The following is a 22,007-nucleotide window of genomic DNA, read 5'->3' as shown; positions in this document are numbered from 1 at the left end:
GGCTCCTTCGGATCGGGCTCACACGGTTTCCACGGGCGTTTGCGGCGCAGTGTAGCTGCGGCGCAGCAAATGGAAATGCACCGCGCCGGCGCGGCCGTGTCGCTGCAGCACCAGGCCGAGCGGCGCCAGTTCGGCCTCGGTGAAGGTCCGGTCGGCCTCCAGGTAGACGAAGCCGCCGTCGACCACCAGCGGCGCCGCGGCCTTCAGCGCCGGCAGGAACACGTCGGCATCGAACGGCGGATCGATGAAGACCAGCTCGAAGCGGCCCGGCGCGCTGCGTGCCATCCAGGCCAATGCGTCCGCTGCCTCGACGCGCACCTGCGCGGCCTTCAGCCGTTCCTGCACCTCGCGCAGGCCCCGCGCCAGCCGGCTGTCGCGCTCGACCAGCGTCACCTCGGCCGCGCCGCGCGACGCGGCCTCGAAGCCGAGCGCGCCGCTGCCGGCGTAGGCATCCAGGCAGCGCCAGCCGTCCAGCGACTGGCCCAGCCAGTTGAACAGCGTCTCGCGCACGCGGTCGGGCGTCGGCCGCAGCCCCGGGGCGTCGGCCACCGGCAGCTTGCTGCGCTTCCAGACCCCGCCGATCACGCGCACTTCGCGCGGCGGGCCTGGCTTCGCCGGTGCTTTGGACGAGGAACTCACAGCCGAACCGGGATCCCGCGCGCAGCCATCAAGGCCTTCGCTTCACCGACCGTGTGCTGCCCGTAATGGAAGATGCTGGCGGCCAGCACCGCATCGGCACCGCCCTGCTGGATGCCTTCGACCAGGTGCTCGAGCGTGCCGACGCCGCCGGAGGCGATCACCGGCACGTCGACCGCATCGCTGACCGCCCGCGTGAGCGGCAGGTTGAAGCCGATGCGCGTGCCGTCGCGGTCCATGCTGGTCAGCAGGATCTCGCCGGCACCGTGCTCGGCCATCGTGCGCGCCCATTCGACCGCATCGATCCCGGTGTTGCGGCGCCCGCCGTGGGTGTAGACCTGCCAGCCGGGCTGGCCGTCGTCACGCGACTTGGCGTCGATCGCCACCACGATGCACTGCGCGCCGTACTTGGCCGACGCATCGCGGATCACCTGCGGGTTGGCCACCGCGGCCGAGTTGAAGCTGACCTTGTCGGCGCCGGCGTTCAGCAGCGTGCGGACGTCGTCCACCGTGCGCACGCCGCCACCGACCGTCAGCGGGATGAAGACCTGCGAGGCCACCGCCTCGATCATGTGCAGCAGCAGGCCGCGGCCATCGCTGGTGGCGGTGATGTCGAGGAAGGTGATCTCGTCGGCGCCTTGCTCGTTGTAGCGGGCGGCGATCTCGACCGGATCGCCGGCATCGCGCAACTCGACGAAGTTGACGCCCTTGACGACCCGCCCGCCGGTGACGTCGAGGCAGGGGATGATTCGCTTGGCCAGCATCACGCGCCGCTCAGTTTGCCGTTGAGCTCGTCGGCGCGCTTCTGCGCCAGCGCGAAGTCGAGGTTGCCGGTGTAGATGGCCCGGCCGCAGATCACGCCTTCGACGCCCTGGTCCTCGATCGCGCACAGCCGCTCGATGTCGGCCAGGTCCGACAGCCCGCCCGACGCGATCACCGGGATCGACAGCGCCTGCGCCAGCTTCACCGTCGCGTCGATGTTGATGCCGTTGAGCATGCCGTCGCGGCCGATGTCGGTGTAGATCACGCCTTCGACGCCGTAGTCCTCGAACTTCTTCGCGAGGTCGATCACCTCGTGGCCGGTCAGCTTGCTCCAGCCGTCGGTCGCGACCTTGCCGTCCTTGGCGTCGAGCCCGACGATGATGTGGCCGCCGAACGCGCTGCAGGCGTCCTTCAGGAAGCCGGGGCTCTTGACCGCGGCGGTGCCGATGATCACGAAGCTCAGGCCGTCGTCGAGGTAGCGCTCGATGGTGTCGAGGTCGCGGATGCCGCCGCCCAGCTGCACCGGGATGTCGTCGCCGACCTCGGCCAGGATGGCCTTGATGGCCGCCTCGTTGACCGGCTTGCCGGCGAACGCGCCGTTCAGGTCGACCAGGTGCAGGCGCCGCGCACCGGCGTTGACCCACCGTCGCGCCATTGCGGCCGGGTCCTCGCTGAAGGTGGTGGAGTCGTTCATGTCGCCCTGCTTCAGGCGGACACAGTGACCGTCTTTCAGGTCGATGGCGGGGATCAGCAGCATGGCCGAATCAGTCGGGTAGGGAGAGGTAGGCGAACAAGCCGAGAAGGTCGCAAGGATGACGCTGGAAAGCGTTCAAGGAGTCCAATGCAGGAAGTTACGGTACAGGGCAAGCCCGTGCTCGGCACTTTTCTCGGGGTGGAACTRCGTGGCGAAAATGTTATCCCGAGCCAGCGCGCAGGTAAAGCGAACGCCGTAATCGGTTTCACCTGCACTGTCGGCCGGATCGGCCGGTTGCGCGTAGAAGCTGTGGACGAAGTAGTAGTACGACCCGTCCGGCACGCCCGCCCAGATCGGGTGCACGCGCGGCTGGGCCCGCTGCCAGACCTGGTTCCAGCCCATCTGCGGCACCTTGAAGCGGCTGCCGTCGGGTTGCAACTGCCCGGCGAGCCGAAAACGCCGCACCGCGCCGGGGATCAGCCCGAGGCCGTCGGTCGGGCCTTCTTCGCTGGTCGACAGCAGCATCTGCATGCCGACGCACACGCCCATCAGCGGCTTGTGGGCTGCCGCGTGCAGCACGGCCTCCTGCAGGCCGGAGTCGCGCAGCTCGCGCATGCAATCGGGCATCGCGCCCTGGCCGGGCAGCACGACGCGCTCGGCGGCGTACACCTCGTCGGGTTTCGAGGTGACGATCACGTCGACCCCCTCCCCGCGCGCCACGTGCATCACCGCCTGCGACACCGAGCGCAGGTTGCCCATGCCGTAGTCGACGACCGCGACGGTGCGTGCCACTTAGAGGCTCCCCTTCGTGGAAGGAATGACGGTCGACGCGCGCGGATCGATCTCCAGCGCCATCCGCAGCGCCCGTGCGAACGCCTTGAAGATCGTCTCGCACTGGTGATGGGCGTTCTCGCCGTGCAGGTTGTCGATGTGCAGCGTGACGCCGGCGTGGTTCGAAAAACCCTGGAAGAACTCGTAGACCAGCTGCGTGTCGAGCGCGCCGATCATGCCGCTCTTGAAGTCGACCCGCATGTGCAGCCCCGRCCGCCCGGAGAAGTCGATCACCACGCGCGACAGCGCCTCGTCGAGCGGCACGTAGGCATGGCCGTAGCGCCTGAGGCCCTTCTTGTCGCCCACCGCCTTGGCCATCGCCTGGCCGAGCGTGATGCCGACGTCTTCCACCGTGTGGTGGCCGTCGATGTGCAGGTCGCCCTTCGCGTCGATGTCGAGGTCGATCAGCCCGTGGCGGGCGATCTGGTCGAGCATGTGGTCGAAGAAGCCGATGCCGGTGTGGAATTTCGCGACGCCGGTGCCGTCGAGGTTCAGGCTGACGCGGATCTGCGTCTCGCTGGTGTGGCGGACCACCTCCGCCTTGCGTTCCACGGTGCTCATCACAGGCTTTCCTTCAGGGCTTGCAGCATCTTCACGTTCTCGTCCGGCGTGCCCACCGTCAGGCGCAGGCAGTTGGCCAGCAGCGGGTGCAGGCCGGCGACGTTCTTCACGAGCACGCCGCGCGCCTTCATGCCGGCGAACGCGGCCGCCGAATCGGCCACCCGGGCCAGGATCATGTTGGCCTCGCTCGGGAACGGCTGCACGCCCGGCAGGTCGCGCAACGCGGCCAGCAGCCGGTCGCGCTCGCTGCGGATGATCGCCGCCTGGCGCGCGTACTCGTCGGCGTGCTCCAGCGCGAACAGCGCCGCCTCGCAGTTCAGCACGCTGATGTTGAACGGCGGGCGCAGCTTGTCGACCTCGGCGACCAGCGGCTTGCGCCCGATCAGGTAGCCGATGCGCACGCCGGCCAGCCCGAACTTGCTCATCGTGCGCATCAGCAGCACGTGCTCGTGGCGCTTCAGGCGCGCCATCGAGTCGCGCGCGGCGAACGGCTGGTAGGCCTCGTCGATCACCACCAGGCCCGGGGCCGCCTCGATGATCGCGTCGATCGCCGCATCGTCCCAGAGGTTCGCAGTCGGGTTGTTCGGGTAGGCGAGGTAGACGAGCGCCGGCTGGTGCTCACGCACCGCGGCCAGCATCGCCGGCAGGTCGAGCTCGAAATCGGCCGTGGTCGGCACGCCGATGAACGGCAGGCCCTGCAGCTTGGCCGACATCGCGTACATCACGAAGCCCGGCAATGGCGCCAGCACGCTGTTGCCCGGCACGTCGCAGGCCAGCGCCAGCAGCGAGATCAGCTCGTCGGAGCCGTTGCCCAGCATGATGTCGCAGTCATCGGGCATGCCGGCATGCGCGGCGAGCTTCGCGCGCAGCAGGTCGCCGCGCTCGGCCGGGTAGCGGTTCAGCGCCACGTCGGCCAGGCGCTGGCCCAGGGCCTCGCGCAGCGCGGGCGGCAGCGGGAACGGGTTCTCCATCGTGTCGAGCTTGACCAGCCCCGCCGACGGCTGCACCGCGTAGCCATGCATCGACTGGATGTCCTGGCGGATCACCCGTTGCATGCGTTGTTCCAGTGCGGCGCTCATCCCTTGTTCCCTTTCAGTCGAAGTTCGGCGGCCCGGGCATGCGCCTGCAGGCCTTCGCCATACGCGAGTTCGGCCGCGATCGGTCCCAGCACCTGCGCGCCGGCCTCGCTGACCTCGATCAGGCTGGAGCGCTTCTGGAAGTCGTAGACCCCCAGCGGCGACGAGAAGCGSGCGGTGCCCGAGGTCGGCAGCACGTGGTTCGGCCCGGCGCAGTAGTCGCCCAGGCTCTCGCTGGTGAACGCGCCGAGGAAGATCGCACCGGCATGGCGCAGCAGCGGCTCCCAGCGCGCCGGCTCGGCCGAGCTGACCTCCAGGTGCTCCGGCGCGATGCGGTTGCTGATCTCGCAGGCCTCTTCCATGCTGCGGGTGTGGATCAATGCGCCACGGCCTTCGAGCGACGCGCGGATCACGGCGCGGCGCGGCATGTCGGGCAGCAGCCGGTCGATGGCCTCGGCGACGCGCGCGATGTAGGCCGCATCGGGGCACAGCAGGATGCTCTGCGCGAGCTCGTCGTGCTCGGCCTGGCTGAACAGATCCATCGCGACCCAGTCGGGCGGCGTGCTGCCGTCGGCCAGCACCAGGATCTCGCTCGGCCCGGCGATCATGTCGATGCCGACCTTGCCGAACACGCGCCGCTTGGCACTCGCGACATAGGCGTTGCCGGGGCCGGTGATCTTGTCGACGGCCGGCACGGTGGCCGTGCCGTAGGCCAGCGCGGCCACGGCCTGCGCGCCGCCGAGCGTGAAGACGCGGTCGACGCCGGCGATCGCGGCGGCGGCCAGCACCATCGCGTTGCGCTCGCCCTGGGGGGTCGGCACCACCATCACGATCTCGCCGACACCCGCCACCTTGGCCGGCACCGCATTCATCAGCACGCTCGACGGATAGGCGGCCTTGCCGCCCGGCACGTAGATGCCGACACGGTCGAGCGGCGTCACCTTCTGGCCGAGCAGCGTGCCGTCTTCGTCGCGGTAGCTCCACGAGCGGCCGCAGGCCTCGAGCTGGCGCTCGTGGTAGCTGCGCACGCGCTGCGCCGCCGTTTCGAGCGCGCTGCGCTGCGCCGGCGTGATGGCCTGCAGGGCAGCCTGCAACTCGCCGCGCGTGATCTCGAGCGCAGCGACCGACGGAGCGCTCAAGCCGTCGAAGCGCTGCGTGTATTCCAGCACCGCGGCATCGCCGCGCGCCTGCACGTCCGCCAGGATGGCAGCGACGCGCTCCTCGATCGCATGATCCGTCTCCGCCGACCAATGCAGCACCCGCTGGAAATCGGCTTCAAAGCCGGTGGCGGTGGTGGCGAGCTGGCGGATCTTCACGCTCATGATCGGGACTCTATGGCAGTGGAAAAGGCATCGATGATGCGGCGCAAGGGCTCGCGCTTGAGCTTCAGCGCCGCCTGGTTGACGACCAGGCGCGACGAGATCTGCATGATCTCCTCGACCTCGACCAGGTGGTTGGCCTTCAGCGTGCTGCCGGTCGACACCAGGTCGACGATCGCGTCGGCCAGGCCGGTCAGCGGTGCGAGCTCCATCGAGCCGTACAGCTTGATCAGGTCGACGTGCACGCCCTTCTCGGCGAAGTGGTCGCGCGCGACGCCGACGTACTTGGTCGCGACGCGGATGCGCGAGCCCTGCTTGACGGCCGCGGCGTAGTCGAAATCGGCCCGCACAGCGACGCTCATGCGGCACTTCGCGATGCGCAGGTCGAGCGGCTGGTACAGGCCCTGGCCGCCGTGCTCCAGCAGGATGTCCTTGCCGGCCACGCCGAGGTCGGCGCCGCCGTACTGCACGTAGGTCGGCACGTCGGTCGCGCGCACCAGCACCACCCGCACCTCGGGCTGGTTGGTGCCGAGGATCAGCTTGCGCGACTTCTCCGGGTCTTCGGTCACCTCGATGCCGGCCGCCTTCAGCAGCGGCAGCGTCTCGTCGAAGATCCGGCCTTTCGACAGGGCGAGGGTCAGCATCACTTGACTCTTTCGATGTCGGCGCCGATGCCGCGCAGCTTGGCTTCCATCTGGTCGTAGCCGCGGTCCAGGTGGTAGATGCGGTCGACCACCGTCTCGCCGTCGGCCACCAGGCCGGCGATCACGAGGCTGGCGGAGGCGCGCAGGTCGGTCGCCATCACGGTGGCGCCGGACAGGCGCTCGACGCCGGTCATCACCGCGGTGTGGCCGTCGACCTCGATCTTCGCGCCCAGCCGCACCAGCTCGTTGACGTGCATGAAGCGGTTCTCGAAGATCGTCTCGGTGACCTTGGCCGCGCCTTCGGCGATGCAGTTCAGCGCCATGAACTGCGCCTGCATGTCGGTCGGGAAGGCCGGGTACTCGCTGGTGCGAAAGCCCACCGCGCGCGGGCGCTTCGCGTTCTTCACGCGGATCCAGTCGGGGCCGGATTCGATCGTGACGCCGGCCTCGCGCAGCTTGTCGATCACGGCGTCGAGGTGGTCGGCGCGGGCGCGGCGCAGCACGACATCGCCGCCGGTGGCCGCCACCGCGCACAGGAAGGTGCCGGTCTCGATGCGGTCGGGAACGATCCGGTGTTGCACGCCACCCAGCCGGTCGACGCCCTGGATGCGGATCCTGCTGCCGCCGTGGCCTTCGATCTTCGCGCCCATCGCGATCAGCATCTCGGCCAGGTCGCGGATCTCCGGCTCCTGGGCGGCGTTCTCGAGCACCGTCTCGCCCTCGGCCAGCGTCGCGGCCATCAGCAGGTTCTCGGTGCCGGTCACGGTGACCATGTCGGTCGTGATGCGAGCCCCGCGCAGACGTTTCGTCTTCGCGATGATGTAACCGTGCTCGACCACGATGTCGGCACCCATCGCCTGCAGGCCCTTGATGTGCTGGTCGACCGGGCGCGAGCCGATCGCGCAGCCGCCGGGCAGCGAGACCGTGGCCTCGCCGAAGCGCGCCAGCAGCGGGCCCAGCACCAGGATCGACGCCCGCATGGTCTTGACCAGGTCGTACGGGGCTTCGGGCGAAGTGACGGCCCCGGCGTTCAGCGCGACGGTGTCAGGCTCGGATTCACTGCGCTCGGCGCTGACGCCCATGTTGCGCAGCAGCTTCAGCGTGGTGCTCACGTCCTGCAGGCGCGGCACGTTGGTCAGCGTGACCGGCTCGGCGGTGAGCAGCGCGGCGCACAGCTCCGGCAGCGCGGCGTTCTTGGCACCGGAGATCGTGACTTCGCCGTTCAGCTGGCGGCCACCGCGGATGAGGAGTTTGTCCATGGCTTAGGAATCGCCCAGGCCCGACACGGCTGAATGACCTGCACCCGCAGGCCCGCCAGCCGCAGCGGACACTGCGGCTGGGTTCAGTGGTGGTGGTGGGCCGAGGCGGGCTCGGCAGCGTGGGCCCACTCGGCGGGCGTGAGGGTCTTCATCGACAGCGCGTGGATTTGCTCGCGCATTCTATCGCCGAGGGCCTGGTACACGCGCTGGTGGCGCGCGACGCGGCTGGCACCCTCGAACTCCGCCGAAACGATGGTGGCGAAGAAGTGGCGACCATCGCCCTCGACCTGCAAGTGCTCGCAGGCGAGCCCTTGCGCGATGAAGCGCTGGACGTCGTCGGGGGTGGGATCGGCCATAAGGAGCGCGATTATCACCCAGGCAGGTAGCCCGGATGCCAATCCGGGTTGTTCAGTGCCTGATCTTGTAGCCGATGCGCAAGAGGTGCAGGCACAGCCCGCACACCATCGCCAGGCTGCCCGCCACCACCGCCAGGCTGGTCCATGGCGACACGTCGCTGACGCCGAAGAAGCCGTGCCGGAAGCCGTCGATCATGTAGAAGAACGGGTTCAGGTGGCTGACCTTCAGCCACAGCGGCGGCAGCGAATGCACCGAGTAGAAGACGCCCGACAGGAAGGTCATCGGCATCACGATGAAGTTCTGGAACGCGGCGATCTGGTCGAACTTCTCGGCCCACAGGCCGGCCACCAGCCCGAGCGCACCCATCAGCGCGGCCCCGGCGACCGCGAACACCAGGATCCACAGCGGCTGCGCGACCGTCAGCGGCGCGAACCACAGCGTGACCAGCAGCACGCCCAGGCCGACCACCAGGCCGCGCACGATGGCCGCGCCTACGTACGCCAGGAACCAGGCCCAGTGGCTGAGCGGCGTGACCAGCAGGAACACCAGGTTGCCGGTGATCTTGCTCTGGATCAGCGACGAGCTGCTGTTGGCGAACGCGTTCTGCAGCACGCTCATCATCACCAGGCCGGGGATCAGGAACGCGGTGTAGCTGACGGTGCCGTAGACCTTGACGTGGTCCTCGAGCGCGTGGCCGAAGATCAGCAGGTACAGCACGGCCGTCAGCACCGGCGCGGCCACCGTCTGGAAGCTGACCTTCCAGAAGCGCAGCACCTCCTTGTAAAGCAGCGTGCGCGTGCCGGAAAGAAGCCCTGGAACCGCGCTCATGCCTTCACCTCCGCCGGCCCGTTCATGATGTCGAGGAACACGTCTTCCAGGTCGGCGCGGCCGATCTCCAGGTCTTCGGGCTGGCAGCCGGCGGCGCGCAGCACGCCCAGCACCGTCTCGACCTCGTGCGCGTCATGCGCCTTGATCTGCACGATGCGGCCTGTCACCCGCGCCTGCGCGGCCAGCGAGGCCGGCAGCGGCGCATCCATCTTGAAGCGCAGCATCGTGCTCGCGGTGCCGGCCAGCAGCGCCGAGGTGCGGTCGAGCGCCACCACGCGGCCCTGCTTCAGCATCGCGATGCGGTTGCACAGCGCCTCGGCCTCCTCGAGGTAGTGGGTGGTCAGCAGCACCGTGTGGCCTTCCTTGTTGAGGCGCGCGATGAAGTGCCACAGCGTCTGGCGCAGCTCGACATCGACGCCGGCGGTCGGCTCGTCGAGCACGATCACCGGCGGGCGGTGCACCAGCGCCTGCGCGACCAGCACGCGGCGCTTCATGCCGCCCGACAGCTGGCGCATGTTGGCATTCGCCTTGTCGGCAAGACCGAGGCTGTGCAGCAGTTCGTCGATCCAGGCGTCGTTGCCGCGCACGCCGAAATAGCCGCTCTGGATCACCAGCGACTCGCGCACGGTGAAGAACGGGTCGAAGACCAGCTCCTGCGGCACGATGCCCAGGCTGCGGCGCGCGGCGGCATAGTCGGTGACGACATCGTGGCCATGCACCAGCACCCGCCCGCTGGTGGCCTGCGACAGGCCGGCGAGGATGCTGATCAGCGTGGTCTTGCCGGCGCCGTTGGGCCCGAGCAGCCCGAAGAACTCGCCGGGCTCGATGTCGATGCTGACTTCGGACAGCGCGCGAACCTCGTTGTGCGCATTCTTGGAGCGATAGGTCTTGCTGACCTGCTGGAACGAGATGGCTGCCATGTTCTTCCGGGAGAAGGCGGCGATTGTAGGCAGCGGCCGTCATTCCTGCTGGCACGGGCAAATACCGCCCGGCGGGCGCGGGACTTGGTGCTAGATTGCCCGCGCCAGGGACCTGCCACCCACCAGAACGACAACGCCGATGGCCACCGCCTCGAAAGACCCGAAGCCGCCGCGCCGCACGGCCGAGCGCATCCTCGAGGTCGCACTCGACCTGTTCAACCGCTTCGGCGAACCGAACGTCTCGACGACGCTGATCTCGGCCGAGTTGAAGATCAGTCCCGGGAACCTGTACTACCACTACCCGGCGAAGGACGAGCTGATCAACACGCTGTTCGGCCGCTACGAGCAATCGCTGCTCACGCTGCTGCGCGCGGCCGACGACGTGCGCCATGTCGAGGACGCATGGCTGTTCTTCCACATGCTGTTCGAGCTGATCTGGCAGTACCGCTTCCTGTACCGCGACCTGAACGACCTGCTGTCGAAGAACCGCCGGCTGGAGACGCAGTTCCAGAAGATCCTCGACGAGAAGTCGCGCGCGGTGCGCGCGGTGCTCGACGGCCTGGCGCGCGGTGGCGCCATCGCCCGGTCCGGCCGGACCGGCCTCGAAGCCCGCGAGACCGAGCCGGTCGCGACCGCGATGGTGGTCGTGCTGACCTACTGGCTGAGCTACGAGTACGTGCGCGATCCGCGCCACGCGCTCGAGCCCGAGAGCGCCGGTGCCGCGTTGCTGCGCGGCGCCTTCCATGTGCTGAGCCTGCTGACGCCTTACCTCGACGCCGCCGCGCGCGAGCACCWGCTCGCGCTGGTCGGCAACTACCAGAATGCGCTGCCCAAGCGCTGACCCCAGGAGACAACCATGGCCAAGTGGACCGCTTTCCCGTACGACGCCGCCGAGTACAGCTTCGACGCCGCGAGCCTGAAGAAGAAGTGGGCGCGGCTGCATGCCGGCGATGCCGAGCCGCTGCCGAAGGACGACAAGGTGCTGGCCGCGTGGGCGCTGTTCCACGCCGGCGAGTTCCAGAAGGCGACCGAGGCCGGGCTGAAGGCGGGCGGCGCCGGCATCACTGTCGCGAACAAGGCGCAGGCCATCTACGCGAACTACCTGGAGAAGAACGAGAAGACCAAGCTCGCGCTGTTCCAGGAGGTCGCCGAGCGCGCCGAGGCGCAGGCCGCCGAGGACCCGAAGAACGCGAACGCCTGGTACCTGTCGGCCTATGCGCTGGGCCGCTACAGCCAGGGCATCAGCGTCGCGAAGGCGTTGACGCAGGGGCTGGGCAGCAAGGTCAAGGGCGCGCTGGAGACGGCGATCAAGCTGCAGCCCAAGCATGCCGATGCGCACATCGGCCTGGGCACCTTCCACGCCGAGGTGATCGACAAGGTGGGCTCGCTGCTCGGGCGCACGCAGGGGGCGAGCAAGGAGGCGGGTCTTGCAGCGTTCAAGACCGCGCTGAAGCTGAATCCGGATTCGGCGATCGCGATGGTGGAGTACGCAAACGGGCTGGTGATGCTCGAGGGCGACAAGAAGATGAAGGAGGCCGAGCAGCTGTACGCCGATGCGGCCGCCTTCAATCCGGCGGATGCGATGGAGCGACTGGACGTGGAGATGGCGAAGGCGGAGCTGGAGGAGTAGCGCCCTGGGGGTGCGGAGCCATCGCGGTGGGTCACCAACGAACCCGGTCCATGCGCAGCGGCGCAGGCAGAGCCCTCTCGACACTTGCAGCGCTTGCGCGGTTGACTGCCATGACGCCGTGGGCCGCCTTCAGTTCCGCGGGTGTGTGGTTGCCTATCAGATCCCGGGCAATCAACGCGGCGACGTCCTTATTCAGGTTCATCGAAAAGCTGGCTACAACGGCGTTCGCGATGCCGAGCTTGGCGCGGTGGAACGCTCTGTTTCGTTGCTCCAGACGCTTCGCGAGGATCTTCTGTTTCTCATATTCCTCATGTTCCGGCGAGCCACCGCGACTGTATATGCTCTCGGGGCTCCAGAAGCTGGCTTTCAATGTCAGAAGCGATCGATTCTGCCGCCAAGCCGAAAGCAGATCCGCAATGGCAACGCCTCGAAATTCGATGTGAGCAAACTCAAGCCTTTGCAGCCCACCATCGCGTCGAATGAGGTCGCTGGCGAGTTTCACCGCGGTCGCGCTGGCGACTACTGTGCGCTCGTATGCCCCCCAATCAACTACGTTGCGCTTTTTGTCTATTGCGCTTGAATCACAGTTAACAACCTTGAGGTTGACTAGCTTCAACGGCGATTGGTCTGACGCCAAGGCGGCAAGCAGCGCCTCTGCAGCGGCCATTGATTGAACCTCAACGTGCAGGTCTTGCACTGACCGATGCTGCTCCAACACCGTGATCAACGATCTCACGCTTGCCGCGTCATGCCCGACTTCCACCCACAACCGCGTGAGCGCCGGACAGCAGCTCAGAATGTTGACCAGTGGATCAAATGCCGCGCGCCCCACTCCCTTGGCTACACAGCTCAAGAATTCGAGCCGCTTTTGCGGCCCGCAGGTGCGCTGGATGGCTGCAATCTCTTCGACTGACGGAGTCAAGGTGCAGTCAAAGAGCTGCAGGAATTCCAGGGTGTCGTTCTCGATGAGCGAGATGAGAGCAGCTTCGCTCACGGCCGCATAGTGGATGCGCAACGTTCGAAGCCCGGAGCAGCGGGACAAGGCGCGGCAGGCCGTTTCCGCACCCAGCGTCGTGTCCACTGTGAGGGTCTCGACGCGACACTCGAGTGCCACCCGCATGAAGTTTTCGAAGAGCCCGTTGTTGGCACACCAACGCGCCACGGCCTCCTTGCTGATTTTTTCGGATTCCTCGGCGTATAGATCCATGTTTCGAGGCCAAGACAATTTCCTCGTCTCGATATAGGCATTGACGCACTTGCGGCCGAATCGAGCGTCTCCCGTGTCTTTTTGAGGGTCAAACCAAACACTGGATGAGTTCGGCGACAGGTCGAGGTTGCTGAATTCCTCGTCAAGCAACTTGAGCCTGTCTGTTGCAGACAGTCGAGTGTCGAGGTGAGCGGACTCGGGCTTGGCGATGGGTCTCATCAACGACTCCAGGCGAATGGGATGCGCGCTATGTACCCATCGCCCATCGGCAAGTTCCAAGTCCACTTCAGGAATCGTGTAGCCCGGATGCCAATCCTGGATCGGCGGAACGCTGCAGCCGTCGCCGCAGGCCTTCCAGGTCGATCACCCGCAAGCCGCCGTACTCGATGCGGATCAGCCCCTCGGCCTGCAGCGCATGCAGTGCCTCATTCACCCGCTGCCGCGACAGCCCGACCAGGTAGCCCAGCTCCTGCTGCGTGATCCGCAGCAGCGTGCCGACGCCGGGGTACAGCACCGGGTGGAACAGCGACGCGAGGCTGCGCGCCACCCGCGCATCCGGATCGTTCAACCGATCGATCTCGCGCGCGCCGATGAACTGCCCGAGCCGCTCGTTCAGCTGCTGCATCACGAAGCGGTTGAACGGGATGCTGCGGTCGATCAGCCAGTGGAAGGTCTCGACCGTGATGCCCGCCACCACGCTCTTGCGCAGCGCCTGGATGTTGTAGCGGTAGACCTCGCGCTTGAGCACCGTGCCCTCGCCGAACCAGCCGCCCGGCGGCACGCCGGTGAAGGTCATCGGCATGCCAAGCGCCGAGTCGTTGCTCATCTTCAGCAACCCGTCGACCACGCCGAACCAGAAGGTCGCCGGCTTGCCGACCCGGCACAGCAGCTCGCCGGCATCGACCTGCACCACCTTCAGGTCGTCGACGGCACGCTCGCGCTCGTCGGCCTGCAGCGACTGCAGCCACGGGATGTCGCGCAGCTCGTCGGCACTGGCCTGGCGGGCGCGCACGCGCAGCGGCGGCTGCCCCGCCTTCGGCAGGGTCGGCACGACCGGTGGAATCACGGCTCCCATGAAGATGTCCTCGCCATTCCCGGGATTGTGGGTAGCGGAGCGAGAGATCGTCAAACCGGCAGAATCCGCCGATCCCTCCCGCGAGGACGTGCGATGCATCCGTGCCAGCTCGATCACATCACCATCACCGCACCGACGCTGGCGCAGGGCGCCGCGTTCGTCCGCGACGCGCTCGGCGTCGAGCTGCAGCCCGGCGGTGAGCATCCGCGCATGGGCACGCACAACCTGCTGCTGCGCCTGGGCGACGACCTCTTCCTCGAGCTCATCGCGGTGAATCCCGCCGCGCCTGCGCCGGGCCGGCCGCGCTGGTTCGCACTCGACACGCTGCACCCGCACGCCCTGCCCCGCCTGTCCAACTGGGTCGCTCGCACCCACGACATCCGGAGCGCCACCGCAGCCGCATCCGAAGCACTCGGCGAGATCGAGCCGATCACCCGCGGCGCCTTGCAGTGGCTCATCACCATCCCGGCCGACGGGAGCTTGCCGATGGATGGCATCGCGCCGGCACTGATCGAATGGCAGGCGCCCACCCACCCGGCATCCGGCCTTCAGGACGTGGGCTGCGCGCTGCACCGCTTCGAAGCCCGGCATCCGGAGCCCGACCGTGTGATGGCCTTGCTCGCGACACTCGGTCTCGACACGTCCGTGCAGGTGTCGCCGCTCCCCGCAGGCGCCCGGCCGCAGTTGGTCGCACACATCCACACGCCGAGCGGCCTGCGCACGATCGGCGCATAGCCTCGGGTAAGACCGAAGGGGGATGTCCCGAAGATTGTCGTCAGAACGACAACCTGGCGTCAAACTTGTTCGTACAGTCGCCGCAAACGCCCGGAAACAACCAGGAGACAGCGGTGCTGACGACGTTCCCCCGTCTGATGCTCGACCATGCCGCGCAGCGGCCGGACGCACCGGCGCTGCGCGAGAAGGAGTTCGGCATCTGGCAGACGCTGAGCTGGGCCCAGCTCGCCACGCTGGTGCGCGAGCTCGCCGCCGGCCTCGCGCAGGCCGGCCTGCAGCGCGGCCAGCACCTGATCGTCGTCGGCGAGAACCGGCCGCGGCTGTACGCGACGATGCTCGCCGCGCAATCGCTGGGCGCGATTCCCGTGCCGCTGTACCAGGATGCGGCCGCTGCCGAGTTCGTGTTCCCGATCGTCAATGCCGGCGTCGCGTTCGCGGTGGTCGAAGACCAGGAGCAGGTCGACAAGCTGCTCGAGATCCGCCCGCAGTGCCCCGCCCCGGCCCTCTCGCACATCTGGTTCGACGACCCGCGCGGGCTGCGCCACTATGACGAGCCCGGCCTGGCCTCGCTCGACGCGCTGGTCGCGGCCGGCCGCCTCTTCCATGCCGCGCACCCGGCGTACGTCCACGATGAAGTACAGCGCAACCGGCCCGAGGACGTGGCCGCGATGTTCTTCACCTCCGGCACCACCGGCCAGCCGAAGGGCGTGGTGCACACGCATGCGAGCCTGATCGACCGGGCGCGCGCCGGCGCCCGCTTCGACAAGTTGTCCGACGGCGAAGAGGTGCTCGCCTACCTGCCGGCCGCGTGGATCGGCCAGAACGTGTTCTCGTACGCGCAGTGGCTCGCCTGCGGCTACGTCGTCAACTGCCCGGAGTCGCCCGCCACCGTCGGCATCGACCTGAAGGAGGTCGGGCCGACCTACTACTTCGCGCCGCCGCGCGTCTTCGAGGCGCTGCTCACCAGCGTGATGATCCGCATGGAAGACGCGAGCGCGCCCAAGCGCTGGCTGTTCCGCCACTGCATGGCGCTCGCGCGGCGGGTCGGCCCGGCGCGCATGGACGGCAAGCCGCTCGCGCTGCCCGACCGGCTGGCCTGGGCGCTCGGCAACCTGCTGATCTACGGCCCGCTGCGCAACACGCTGGGCCTGTCGCGCGTGCGCGTGGCCTACACCGCCGGCGAGGCGATCGGGCCGGACCTGTTCAGCTTCTACCGCTCGATCGGCATCAACCTGAAGCAGCTCTACGGCTCGACCGAGACCGCCGTGTTCGTCTGCCTGCAACCCGACCACCAGGCGCGCGCCGACACGGTAGGCATCCCGATCGACGGCGTGGAACTGAAGGTCGGTGCCGACGGCGAGGTGCTGGTGCGCTCGGCCGGGTTGCTGAAGGGCTACTACCGCAACGAGGCGGCGACGGCCGAGGTGCTCTCGCCCGACGGCTGGTACCGCACCGGCGACGCCGGCTTCCTCGACGCGCAGGGGCACCTGAAGATCATCGACCGCGCGAAGGACGTCGGCCGGCTGGTCGGCGGCGCGAACGACGGCGCGATGTTCGCGCCCAAGTACGTCGAGAACAAGCTGAAGTTCTTCCCGCACATCAAGGAGGCGGTGGCCTTCGGCGATGGGCGCGAGAAGGTCTGCGCCTTCATCAACATCGACATGGAGGCGGTGGGCAACTGGGCCGAGCGCCGCAACCTGCCCTACGCCGGGTACACCGACCTGGCGCAGAAGCCCGAGGTGTACGAACTGGTGCGCGACTGCGTGGAGCAGGTCAACGCCGACCTCGCGGCCGACGACAAGCTCGCCGGCAGCCAGATCACGCGCTTCCTGGTGCTGCACAAGGAGCTCGACGCCGACGACGGCGAACTCACCCGCACGCGCAAGGTGCGGCGCGGCTTCATCGGCGAGCGCTACCAGGTGCTGGTCGATGCGCTGTACGGCGGCCGCGCCTCGCAGTACATCGAGACCGCGGTGAAGTTCGAGGACGGCCGCAGCGGCATGGTCGCCGCCGACCTGCGCATCGCCGACGCGAAGACCTTCGCGCCAGTCAGGAGCGCCGCATGACGCGAGCCGTGGGCGACGTGATCCTCGACGTGAAGAACATCAGCCTGTCGTTCGGCGGCGTGAAGGCACTGACCGACATCAGCTTCGACCTGCGCGAGCACGAGATCCGCGCCATCATCGGCCCGAACGGCGCCGGCAAGAGCTCGATGCTGAACTGCATCAACGGCGTCTACCAGCCGCAGCAGGGTTCGATCGCGCTGCGCGGGCGCACCTTCCGCCACATGAACTCGCGCCAGGTCGCCGAGATGGGCGTCGCGCGCACCTTCCAGAACCTGGCGCTGTTCAAGGGCATGAGCGTGCTCGACAACATCATGACCGGCCGCAACCTGCGCATGAAGAGCAACCTGCTGCTGCAGGCGCTGCGGTTCGGGCCGGCCGAGCGCGAGGAGATCGAGCACCGGCGCGTCGTCGAACGCATCATCGATTTCCTGGAGATCCAGCCGTACCGCAAGACGCCGGTCGGCAAGATGCCGTACGGGCTGCAGAAGCGCGTCGACCTCGGCCGCGCGCTCGCGATGGAGCCGCAGGTGCTGCTGCTGGACGAGCCGATGGCCGGCATGAACGTCGAGGAGAAGCAGGACATGAGCCGCTTCATCCTCGACGTGAACGACGAGTTCGGCACGACCATCGTGCTGATCGAGCATGACATGGGGGTGGTGATGGACATCAGCGACCGGGTGGTGGTGCTCGACTACGGCAGGAAGATCGGCGACGGCACGCCGGGCGAGGTGCGATCCGATCCGGATGTCATCAAGGCCTACCTCGGGGTTCAACACTGATGGGCTTCTTCCTCGAAACCCTCTTCGGCGGCCTGATGGCGGGCATGCTGTATGCGCTGATCGCGCTCGGCTTCGTGCTGATCTACAAGGCCTCGGGCGTCTTCAATTTCGCGCAGGGCGCGATGGTGCTGTTTGCGGCGCTCGCGATGGCGCGCTTCTCCGAGTGGTTCCCGCAGTGGTTCCACTTCGACAGCAAGCTGCTCGCCAACGTGCTGGGCTTCATCACCGCGGCGGCGTTGATGGTGGGGGTGGCCTGGCTGATCGAGCGGCTGTGCCTGTCGCGGCTGGTCAACCAGGACGGCATCACGCTGCTGATGGCGACGCTCGGCATCGCGTACTTCCTCGACGGGCTCGGCCAGACGCTGTTCGGCAACGACATCTACAAGATCGACGTCGGCATGCCGAAGGAGCCGCTGCTGGTGCTGCAGGGCACATTCGAAGGCGGCGTGCTGATCAGCCAGGAGGACCTGGTGGCGGCGCTGGTTGCGGCCACGCTGGTCGCGCTGCTCGCCCTCTTCTTCCAGAAGACGGCCACCGGGCGCGCGCTGCGTGCGGTGGCCGACGACCACCAGGCGGCGCAATCGATCGGCATCCCGCTCGACCGCATCTGGGTCATCGTGTGGTCGGTGGCCGGCATCGTCGCGCTGGTGGCCGGCATCATCTGGGGCAGCAAGCTGGGGGTGCAGTTCTCGCTGTCGCTGGTGGCGCTGAAGGCGCTGCCGGTGGTGATCCTCGGCGGACTCACGTCGATCCCCGGCGCGATCCTCGGCGGGCTGATCATCGGCGTCGGCGAGAAGCTGTCGGAGATCTACCTCGGGCCGATGCTCGGCGGGGGCATCGAGATCTGGTTCGCCTATGTGCTGGCGCTGCTGTTCCTCCTCGTCAGGCCCCAGGGCCTGTTCGGCGAGAAGATCATCGATCGGGTCTGAGCCATGCTGTACAGAGAGAACGGCCAGTTCAAGACCAGCTACCGCGCCGACCAGCAGATCTTCCCGGTGCTGCAGGACCGCGTCGCGATCCTCGCGCTGCTGGCGGTCGCCTTCGTCGTGCTGCCACTCACCGCGCCCGAGTACCTGTTCCGCGCGATCCTGATCCCGTTCCTGATCCTGTCGCTCGCCGCGCTCGGGCTGAACATCCTCGTCGGCTACTGCGGCCAGATCTCGCTGGGCACCGGCGCCTTCATGGCGGTGGGCGCGTACGCGGCCTACAACTTCCAGGTGCGCATCCCGGGCATGCCGCTGATCGCGTCGCTGCTGCTCGGCGGCGTCTGCGCCACCGGCGTCGGGGTGCTGTTCGGCATCCCGTCGCTGCGCATCAAGGGGCTGTACCTGGCGGTCGCGACGCTGGCCGCGCAGTTCTTCACCGACTGGGCCTTCCTGCGCATCTCGTGGTTCACCAACAACTCGTCGTCGGGCTCGGTCAGCGTCTCGGGCCTGAACGTGCTTGGGCTGCCGATCGAATCGCCGGTGTCGAAGTACCTGCTGTGCCTCGGCTTCGTCTGCGTGTTCGCGCTGCTCGCGAAGAACCTGGTGCGCGCGAGCATCGGCCGCGAATGGATGGCGATGCGCGACATGGACGTCGCCGCCGCGGTGATCGGCATCCGCCCGATGTACGCCAAGCTCACCGCGTTCGCGGTCAGCTCGTTCATCGTCGGCGTGGCCGGCGCGCTGTGGGGCTTCATCCACCTCGGCGCCTGGGAGCCGGCGGCGTTCAACATCGACCGCTCGTTCCAGCTGCTGTTCATGGTGATCATCGGCGGGCTCGGCTCGATCAGCGGCAGCTTCATCGGCGCGGCCTTCATCATCCTGCTGCCGCTGCTGCTGAACCAGGTGCCGCGCTGGTTCGACATGCCGCTGTCGACCGCGCTCGCATCGCACCTCGAATCGATGATCTTCGGCGCGCTGATCGTGTTCTTCCTGATCGTCGAGCCGCACGGGCTGGCACGGCTGTGGTCCACCGCGCGCGAGAAGCTGCGGCTGTGGCCCTTCCCCCATTGAGCCCACCGATCGCGATTCCATCACCACCACCAACGGAGACAGACATGCAGTTCAAGTCGTTCGCACGGGTTGCCGCGATCGCCGCGGTGGGTTGGGCCGGCCTGCTCGCCGCGCCGGCCGCGCAGGCGCAGGCCAAGGAGCAGTTCTTCCCGCTGCTCGTCTACCGCACCGGCGCCTACGCGCCCAACGGCACGCCGTGGGCCAACGGCAAGCAGGACTACCTGAAGATGATCAACGCCCGCGACGGCGGCATCAACGGCGTCAAGCTGAGCTACGAGGAATGCGAGACCGGCTACGCGACCGACCGCGGCGTGGAATGCTACGAGCGCCTGAAGGGCCGCGCCGGCGTCACGCTGTTCGACCCGCAGGCCACCGGCATCACCTTCGCGCTGACCGACAAGGTGCCCGCCGACAAGATCCCGCTGATCACGCTCGGCTACGGCCTGGCGGCCTCGCAGGACGGCGGCGTGTTCAAGTGGAACTTCCCGCTGATGGGCTCGTACTGGACGGCCGCCGACGTCCTGATCCAGCACATCGGCAAGAAGGAAGGCGGGCTCGACAAGCTGAAGGGCAAGAAGATCGCGCTCGTCTACCACGACTCGCCGTTCGGCAAGGAGCCGATGCCGCTGCTGGAAGAGCGCGCGAAGACGCACGGCTTCGAGCTGGTGAAGATCCCGGTGACGGCGCCCGGCGTCGAGCAGAAATCGGCCTGGCTGCAGGTGCGCCAGCAGAARCCCGACTACGTGCTGCTGTGGGGCTGGGGCGTGATGAACTCGACCGCGCTGAAGGAGGCGATCGCCACCGGCTACCCGCGCGAGAAGATGTACGGCGTGTGGTGGGCCGGCGCCGAGCCGGACGTGAAGGACGTCGGCGACGCCGCCAAGGGCTACAACGCGCTCGCGCTGAACACCTCGGGCCAGCAGCCGAAGGTGATCCAGGACATCCTGAAGTACGTGCACGACAAGGGCCAGGGCGCCGGACCGAAGGACGAGGTCGGCTCGGTGCTGTACACGCGCGGGCTGATCATCCAGATGCTCGGTGTCGAGGCGGTGCGGCGCGCGCAGGAGCGCTACGGCAAAGGCAAGGTGATGACCGGCGAGCAGGTGCGCTGGGGGCTGGAGAACCTGGCGCTGGACCAGAAGAAGCTCGATGCGCTCGGCTTCGCCGGCGTGATGCGGCCGGTCAGCACCTCGTGCCTCGACCACATGGGCACCACCTGGACGCGGGTGCACACCTGGGACGGCAGCAAGTGGAATTTCAGCTCCGACTGGTACCAGGCCGACGAGCAGATCCTGAAGCCGATGGTGAAGGCGGCGGCGGACAAGTACGCCGTCGACAAGAAGCTCACCCGCCGGACGCCAGAAGACTGCCAGAGCTGATCGCATGGCCGCGAACATCCTGCTCAACGTCAACGGGATCGAGGTGATCTACCACCACGTGATCCTGGTGCTGAAGGGCGTCTCGCTGCAGGTGCCCGAGGGCGGCATCGTCGCGCTGCTGGGCGGCAACGGCGCCGGCAAGACGACGACGCTGCGCGCCGTCAGCAACCTGCTGGCGGGCGAGCGCGGCGCGGTCACCAAGGGCAGCATCGAGCTGCGCGGCGACCGCATCGAGGCGCTGTCCACCGCCGAGATGGTGAACCGCGGCGTCGTGCAGGTGATGGAGGGCCGGCACTGCTTCGCGCACCTGACGATCGAGGAGAACCTGATGACCGGCGCCTGGACGCGGCGCGACGGCAAGGCGGCGGTGGCCGAGACGCTGGAGAAGGTCTACGGCTACTTCCCGCGGCTGAAGACGCGGCGCGGCTCACAGGCGGCCTACACCTCGGGCGGCGAGCAGCAGATGTGCGCGATCGGCCGCGCGCTGATGGCGAACCCGAAGATGGTGCTGCTCGACGAGCCGTCGATGGGCCTCGCGCCGCAGATCGTCGAGGAGGTGTTCGAGATCGTGCGCGACCTGAACCAGCGCGAGCGCGTGACCTTCCTGCTCGCCGAGCAGAACACCGCGATGGCGCTGCGCTATGCCGACCACGGCTACATCCTCGAGAACGGCCGTGTCGTGATGGACGGGGCGGCGAAGGCGCTGGCCGAGAACGAGGACGTGAAGGAGTTCTACCTCGGCACCGGCGGCGCCAAGGACGACGTGGAGCGCAAGAGCTTCCGCGACGTCAAGAGCTACAAGCGCCGCAAACGCTGGCTGAGCTGAAGGGAGACGACGATGTCCGATGATTTCTTTGCGCCACCGGCCTTCAAGCCCGACGAGACTCTCGTCACGCTGAAGCGCCAGCTGCGCGAGCTGAAGCCGCTGGCCGAGCGCGGCGCGGCGTTCGACTGGAAAGGCAAGCCGGTGCTCCAGCTCGCGAGCGATGCCGCGACGATCACCGCGCGCATCGCCCGCCGGCCGATCACGACGCCGGAATGGGACACGCAGGTGCTGAAGAGCGGCGCCGACGTGCGCAAGCTGGTCGACGAGGTGCGCAAACGCCTGGCCCGCTGGGCGGATGACGAGTGATGGGTACCTTCTTCGACGCGCTGGAAACACGTGAGCCGGCCGAGCGCGAGCGCGCGCTGTTCGCGGCGCTGCCGGCGCTGCTGGCGCATGCGCAGGCCCATGCGCCGGCATTCGCCGCGC

Annotated in this window: 24 protein-coding genes; 10 read left to right on the top strand and 14 right to left on the bottom strand. The window is 67.9% G+C overall.

Features of this window, described 5'->3' with window-relative positions; genetic code table 11:
* Window positions 1-18: 18 nt before the first annotated feature.
* The 12 genes from rsmD to AC1DXV_RS10755 form a co-directional block, all read right to left on the bottom strand.
* The gene (gene rsmD / locus AC1DXV_RS10810) at window positions 19-639 is read right to left on the bottom strand and encodes a 16S rRNA (guanine(966)-N(2))-methyltransferase RsmD (RefSeq protein WP_477864626.1); all 621 of its coding nucleotides are present in this window, start codon (window positions 637-639) and stop codon (window positions 19-21) included.
* Window positions 636-1,400: an imidazole glycerol phosphate synthase subunit HisF gene (gene hisF / locus AC1DXV_RS10805; protein WP_477864625.1), complete on the bottom strand. Its 765-nt coding sequence runs from the start codon at window positions 1,398-1,400 to the stop codon at window positions 636-638. Before hisF ends, rsmD begins: the two co-directional genes overlap by 4 nt.
* Window positions 1,400-2,155 (bottom strand): 1-(5-phosphoribosyl)-5-[(5-phosphoribosylamino)methylideneamino]imidazole-4-carboxamide isomerase, encoded by a 756-nt coding sequence (gene hisA, locus AC1DXV_RS10800; protein ID WP_477864624.1) that lies wholly within the window; start codon window positions 2,153-2,155, stop codon window positions 1,400-1,402. The genes hisF and hisA overlap by 1 nt, the downstream gene beginning before the upstream one ends.
* Window positions 2,156-2,227: 72 nt before the next feature.
* Window positions 2,228-2,884 carry an imidazole glycerol phosphate synthase subunit HisH gene (gene hisH, locus AC1DXV_RS10795; RefSeq protein ID WP_477933530.1) on the bottom strand — a complete coding sequence of 219 codons (657 nt, stop codon included), beginning with the start codon at window positions 2,882-2,884 and terminating at the stop codon, window positions 2,228-2,230.
* Complete coding sequence (gene hisB / locus AC1DXV_RS10790; RefSeq protein WP_477933528.1) at window positions 2,885-3,484, bottom strand: imidazoleglycerol-phosphate dehydratase HisB; 600 nt, start codon at window positions 3,482-3,484, stop codon at window positions 2,885-2,887.
* Window positions 3,484-4,563, bottom strand: a complete 1,080-nt coding sequence (gene hisC, locus AC1DXV_RS10785; RefSeq protein ID WP_477864621.1) for a histidinol-phosphate transaminase — start codon at window positions 4,561-4,563, stop codon at window positions 3,484-3,486. The genes hisB and hisC overlap by 1 nt, the downstream gene beginning before the upstream one ends.
* A complete protein-coding gene (gene hisD / locus AC1DXV_RS10780) occupies window positions 4,560-5,882 on the bottom strand; it encodes a histidinol dehydrogenase (protein ID WP_477864620.1) in 1,323 nt (440 codons plus the stop codon). The genes hisC and hisD overlap by 4 nt, the downstream gene beginning before the upstream one ends.
* Complete coding sequence (gene hisG / locus AC1DXV_RS10775) at window positions 5,879-6,523, bottom strand: ATP phosphoribosyltransferase (protein ID WP_477864619.1); 645 nt, start codon at window positions 6,521-6,523, stop codon at window positions 5,879-5,881. Before hisG ends, hisD begins: the two co-directional genes overlap by 4 nt.
* Window positions 6,523-7,782 carry a UDP-N-acetylglucosamine 1-carboxyvinyltransferase gene (gene murA / locus AC1DXV_RS10770; protein ID WP_477864618.1) on the bottom strand — a complete coding sequence of 420 codons (1,260 nt, stop codon included), beginning with the start codon at window positions 7,780-7,782 and terminating at the stop codon, window positions 6,523-6,525. The genes hisG and murA overlap by 1 nt, the downstream gene beginning before the upstream one ends.
* An 83-nt stretch (window positions 7,783-7,865) precedes the next feature.
* Complete coding sequence (locus AC1DXV_RS10765) at window positions 7,866-8,138, bottom strand: BolA family protein (protein WP_477839138.1); 273 nt, start codon at window positions 8,136-8,138, stop codon at window positions 7,866-7,868.
* 52 nt (window positions 8,139-8,190) lie between these two features.
* The gene (locus AC1DXV_RS10760; RefSeq protein WP_477864617.1) at window positions 8,191-8,967 is read right to left on the bottom strand and encodes an ABC transporter permease; all 777 of its coding nucleotides are present in this window, start codon (window positions 8,965-8,967) and stop codon (window positions 8,191-8,193) included.
* Window positions 8,964-9,887, bottom strand: a complete 924-nt coding sequence (locus AC1DXV_RS10755; protein ID WP_477933526.1) for an ABC transporter ATP-binding protein — start codon at window positions 9,885-9,887, stop codon at window positions 8,964-8,966. Before AC1DXV_RS10755 ends, AC1DXV_RS10760 begins: the two co-directional genes overlap by 4 nt.
* A gap of 139 nt (window positions 9,888-10,026) precedes the next feature.
* On the opposite strand from AC1DXV_RS10755, the gene AC1DXV_RS10750 reads away from it, so the two are divergent.
* Both AC1DXV_RS10750 and AC1DXV_RS10745 read left to right on the top strand, forming a co-directional pair.
* On the top strand, window positions 10,027-10,728 hold the full coding sequence (locus tag AC1DXV_RS10750) for a TetR/AcrR family transcriptional regulator (RefSeq protein WP_477933524.1): 702 nt from the start codon (window positions 10,027-10,029) through the stop codon (window positions 10,726-10,728).
* 15 nt (window positions 10,729-10,743) lie between these two features.
* A complete protein-coding gene (locus AC1DXV_RS10745) occupies window positions 10,744-11,517 on the top strand; it encodes a tetratricopeptide repeat protein (RefSeq protein ID WP_073462881.1) in 774 nt (257 codons plus the stop codon).
* A 31-nt stretch (window positions 11,518-11,548) separates the two neighbouring features.
* Here the strand turns inward: AC1DXV_RS10745 and AC1DXV_RS10740 are convergent, their stop codons facing one another.
* Together AC1DXV_RS10740 and AC1DXV_RS10735 are read right to left on the bottom strand one after the other, a co-directional pair.
* Window positions 11,549-12,943 (bottom strand): hypothetical protein, encoded by a 1,395-nt coding sequence (locus tag AC1DXV_RS10740; protein WP_477864614.1) that lies wholly within the window; start codon window positions 12,941-12,943, stop codon window positions 11,549-11,551.
* A 67-nt stretch (window positions 12,944-13,010) separates the two neighbouring features.
* Window positions 13,011-13,799, bottom strand: a complete 789-nt coding sequence (locus tag AC1DXV_RS10735) for a Crp/Fnr family transcriptional regulator (RefSeq protein WP_477864613.1) — start codon at window positions 13,797-13,799, stop codon at window positions 13,011-13,013.
* A 93-nt stretch (window positions 13,800-13,892) separates the two neighbouring features.
* On the opposite strand from AC1DXV_RS10735, the gene AC1DXV_RS10730 reads away from it, so the two are divergent.
* The 8 genes from AC1DXV_RS10730 (at window position 13,893) to AC1DXV_RS10695 (ending at window position 21,887) form a co-directional block, all read left to right on the top strand.
* A complete protein-coding gene (locus AC1DXV_RS10730; RefSeq protein WP_477864612.1) occupies window positions 13,893-14,534 on the top strand; it encodes a VOC family protein in 642 nt (213 codons plus the stop codon).
* Window positions 14,535-14,647: 113 nt separating this feature from the next.
* A complete protein-coding gene (locus AC1DXV_RS10725) occupies window positions 14,648-16,600 on the top strand; it encodes an AMP-dependent synthetase/ligase (RefSeq protein ID WP_477933522.1) in 1,953 nt (650 codons plus the stop codon).
* Window positions 16,597-17,379, top strand: a complete 783-nt coding sequence (locus AC1DXV_RS10720; RefSeq protein WP_477868004.1) for an ABC transporter ATP-binding protein — start codon at window positions 16,597-16,599, stop codon at window positions 17,377-17,379. Before AC1DXV_RS10725 ends, AC1DXV_RS10720 begins: the two co-directional genes overlap by 4 nt.
* Window positions 17,379-18,308 carry a branched-chain amino acid ABC transporter permease gene (locus tag AC1DXV_RS10715; protein ID WP_477933520.1) on the top strand — a complete coding sequence of 310 codons (930 nt, stop codon included), beginning with the start codon at window positions 17,379-17,381 and terminating at the stop codon, window positions 18,306-18,308. Before AC1DXV_RS10720 ends, AC1DXV_RS10715 begins: the two co-directional genes overlap by 1 nt.
* 3 nt (window positions 18,309-18,311) lie before the next feature.
* Window positions 18,312-19,376 carry a branched-chain amino acid ABC transporter permease gene (locus tag AC1DXV_RS10710; RefSeq protein ID WP_477868008.1) on the top strand — a complete coding sequence of 355 codons (1,065 nt, stop codon included), beginning with the start codon at window positions 18,312-18,314 and terminating at the stop codon, window positions 19,374-19,376.
* Between the two features lie 44 nt (window positions 19,377-19,420).
* Window positions 19,421-20,755, top strand: a complete 1,335-nt coding sequence (locus AC1DXV_RS10705) for an ABC transporter substrate-binding protein (protein ID WP_477868010.1) — start codon at window positions 19,421-19,423, stop codon at window positions 20,753-20,755.
* Window positions 20,756-20,759: 4 nt separating this feature from the next.
* Complete coding sequence (locus tag AC1DXV_RS10700; protein WP_047506412.1) at window positions 20,760-21,581, top strand: ABC transporter ATP-binding protein; 822 nt, start codon at window positions 20,760-20,762, stop codon at window positions 21,579-21,581.
* A 12-nt stretch (window positions 21,582-21,593) separates the two neighbouring features.
* A complete protein-coding gene (locus AC1DXV_RS10695) occupies window positions 21,594-21,887 on the top strand; it encodes a hypothetical protein (protein WP_477933518.1) in 294 nt (97 codons plus the stop codon).
* Window positions 21,888-22,007: the final 120 nt, after the last annotated feature.

The sequence above is a fragment of the Rhizobacter sp. P3_C12 genome (genome assembly GCF_056402735.1).
The sequence above is the reverse complement of the archived record's forward strand: the minus strand, read 5'-3'. Positions and strand labels throughout refer to the sequence as shown.